At 74.5% G+C, this 3,368-nt stretch carries 3 protein-coding genes; all 3 read left to right on the forward strand.

The genetic code is table 11. The annotated features are described in order from the left end of the window. On the forward strand, positions 1–886 hold an 886-nt coding region (locus ACWJ6R_RS32765; protein WP_449065933.1), incomplete at its 5' end, for a S66 peptidase family protein. A gap of 40 nt (positions 887–926) precedes the next feature. Continuing rightward, positions 927–1,943: a hypothetical protein gene (locus ACWJ6R_RS32770; RefSeq protein ID WP_449065934.1), complete on the forward strand. Its 1,017-nt coding sequence runs from the start codon at positions 927–929 to the stop codon at positions 1,941–1,943. 258 nt (positions 1,944–2,201) lie between these two features. Beyond that, on the forward strand, positions 2,202–3,368 hold a 1,167-nt coding region (locus tag ACWJ6R_RS32775; protein ID WP_449065935.1), incomplete at its 3' end, for an Hsp70 family protein.

Raw genomic sequence — 3,368 nt, forward strand, 5'->3', positions numbered from 1 at the left:
CGCGCGGGGGACACGGTGGCGGTCGTGGCCCGTCCGGCCGGTCCGACCCCGGATACGGGCTGGCCCGCGGCACGGCGTGCTCGCCGGGCTGGGCCTGAAGGTCGTCACGGGCGCCCACGTGCTCGACCGCGACCGCTACCTGGCCGGGTCCGACGAGGCGCGGGCGGCCGACCTCCAGGAGGCCTGGTGCGATCCGGCGGTCGCCGCGGTGCTGTGCGCGCGGGGCGGCTACGGCGCGACGCGGATCCTGGACCTGCTCGACTGGGAGGCCATGCGCGCGGCCGGGCCGAAGACCCTGGTCGGCTCCAGCGACGTCACCGCCCTGCACCGGGCGCTGGAGGTCCGGCTCGGTCTGGCCTCCTGGTTCGGCCCCATGCCGGCCTGCCCGCTGTTCGCCGATCCGGGCGGTCCCGAGCCCCGGAGCCTGGAGCGGCTGTCGGCGGCCCTTTCCGGGGGCGCGGGGTCCGTCGCCGGGGACCGGGTGATCGTCCCCGGGCGCGCCGCGGGCCCGATCACCGGGGGGAACCTGTCGCTGCTGGCGGCGCTGTGCGGCACGCCGTACCGGCTGCGGGCCGAGGGGCGGATCGTGCTGCTGGAGGACGTCGGGGAGGCGCCCTACCGGATCGACCGGATGCTCACGCAGCTGCTGGGGTCGGGGGCGCTGGACGGGGCGGCGGGGTTCGCGCTGGGCTCGTGGACGGACTGCGGCGACCCCTATCCGGTGCTGGCGGAGCGGCTCGGCGGGCTCGGCGTGCCGGTGGTCGCGGGGCTCCCGGTCGGCCACGGAACCCCGCAGTTCAGTGTGCCTATGGGGGCACTTGGTGGTATTGATGCCGAATCGTGCTCCCTGACCTGGTCGATCCGCTATCCCGGCGGGGCACTCTAAGGAGACCAGAGAGAGGAAACCCGGCAGAGGGGACGCGCGCGTGAGGCTGAGGCTCTTCCGGCTCCGGCGGCATCGTGACCGGCGGGCAGACCGGCGGGCGGGGCCGCCGCCGCGCCCGGTGGAGGACGTCGACCTCGACTCCCTGCTCGGCCTGGTCGCCGGCTCCCTCGGCTACACCTGCGCCTTCGCCCCCGACGGCACCACGCTGACGCTGTCCGAGGCGCCGTCCGCGGCCCTGGACGGGGCGTCCTCCACGGCCCCGGACGGGGCGCCGTCCGGCCCGCGCACCGTCACGGTACGGCTGGCGGGGCTGCGCGCCGAGGCGGGGCGCCACTCGCGCGAGGACTGGCCGACGCTCGTCTCCGAGCACCTGGCCCACACCCTGGCCACGCTGGACGAGCCGCTGGACGCCTGCGACCTGTCCCAGATCCGCCCCCTGCTGCGCACCCGCATCCGGCTCGACGACGACCTGGGCGCGGCCCGCGTGGTCGGCCGCCACCTCACCGCCGACCTGGTCGAGGTGCTCACGATCGGGTACGGGCCCGCGGGTCGGCCGGTCCGCCCGGAGGAGGTCGGCTGCTGGCCGATCACCCCCGCCCAGGCGCTGGAGCTGGCCGCCGACAACACCCGCAAGGACGAGCGGCTCTCGGCGACCCGGGAAGACCTCGGCGGCGTGGCCGTCCGGCGGCTGACCGGATCGACCGCCTGCGCCGCCACCCACCTGCGCCACCTGGACGACTACTTTCCCGTCCCCGCCTACGGGACGCTGGTCGTCCTGCCGGATCCGGCGACCCTGGTCGTCCACCCGGTCGAGGGCCTGGACGTGGTGCGCGCGATCGAGCGGCTGCGCACGTTCGCCCAGCGGGAGTTCGAGCGCGCGGCCGATCCGCTGAGCCCGCAGGTCCACTGGTGGCACCGGGGCAGGCTCAGCCTGATCAGGGCCGACCTGGTCGACCACGACGGGCAGACCCGCCTCGTGGTGGCTCCGCCGCAGGAGTTCGCCCGCGTCCTGGCGTCCCTGGCCGGGCGGCCCGGTGACGGGACCGGCGGAGCCTGAGGGCGGTTCGGGGGCCGGTCGTGAAGGGAACCTGAAGGCCGCGCCGGAGGGCAGGCGGTGAAACCGGTGCGAACAGCACGCTCCTCCGGCAAACCAAACGTCATGTGGCCACGACAAACCATAGGAAGATGATTTCCGTCCCGCGCTCGGCCCGATGATCCTCCCGTGCATCCTGGATCGTTCCCCGTGTGCCCGTCGCGACCGGGCCGCGGCCGGCGGAGGCGGGACGATCGGGTTTGTGCTGACGAGGAGTGAGAAATGGCGCAGTGGTGCCTCGGTGTCGATCTCGGGACGAGTTTCTCCGCCGGGGTGATAGCCGCCGAAGGCCGCTTCGACGTCCTGGAGGTCGAGGGGGAGCGGCGCATCCCCTCCGCCGTGATGCTGGACGAGCGCGGGACGCTGGTGGCCGGCCGGATCGCCCAGCGGGGCATCGGCGTCAGCCCCGAGCGCGTCGAGCGCAACCCCAAGCGCTACGTCGGCCGGGGCCGGATGCTGCTCGGCGGGGTCCCGGTGGACGTCACCGACGCCATGGCGGCGCTGCTGGAGCTGTTCGTCAGCGAGGGCCGGCGCCGGTTCGACGGGGCCGACCCCGACTGCATCGCGCTGACCCACCCGGTGGCCTGGAGCGCCGAGCGCAAGGCGGTGCTGCTGGCGGCGGCGAAGAAGGTCGTGCGCGGTGTGCGGATCGCCTTCGTCGACGAGCCGGTCGCCTCGGCCCGCTACTTCGCCTCCTCCGGGCGCGTGCCGAGCGGGTCCCACCTGGCCGTCTACGACCTCGGCGGCGGCACGTTCGACGCGGCCGTGCTCACCGCCGACGGCAGCGACTTCAAGGTCGTGGGGGAGCCGGGGGGCAGCGACGAGATCGGCGGAGAGGGCTTCGACGAGCAGGTCTTCGCCTTCTTCGGCACGCAGCTGGAGCGCATCGACCCCGAGTGGTGGACGCAGGTGACCACCAACCCGGAGCGCCGCTACGTCAGCTACGCCGCCGACCTGCTGAAGACGGCCAGGGAGGCGAAGGAGACCCTGTCGAAGTTCGAGACCTCCTCCCACTACGTGGTCGGCGTCAACGAGGACGTGCAGATCGACCGGGCCGAGCTGGGCGGTCTCATCGGCGAGGAGATCATCCGGACGGCCGACATCCTGGAGGAGACGATCCGCGGCGCGGGGATCGGCCCGGACGAGCTGGCCGCGGTCTTCATGACCGGCGGCGGCAGCCGGATGCCCTCGGTCCAGCAGGCCGTGCGCGACCGCTTCGGAGACAAGGTGCGCACCTACGACGATCCGAAGATCGTCGTCGCGTACGGCGCCGCGCAGCTCGCCTGGAAGCTCAAGGTCGAGCACCGCGAGCCCGGCCGGACGACCGGCTCCCACCCGGCCGGCGGGCCCTCCCTGCGGCCCGCCGGCACGACCGGGGGGCACCCCGTC

The organism is Planomonospora algeriensis (assembly GCF_977012225.1).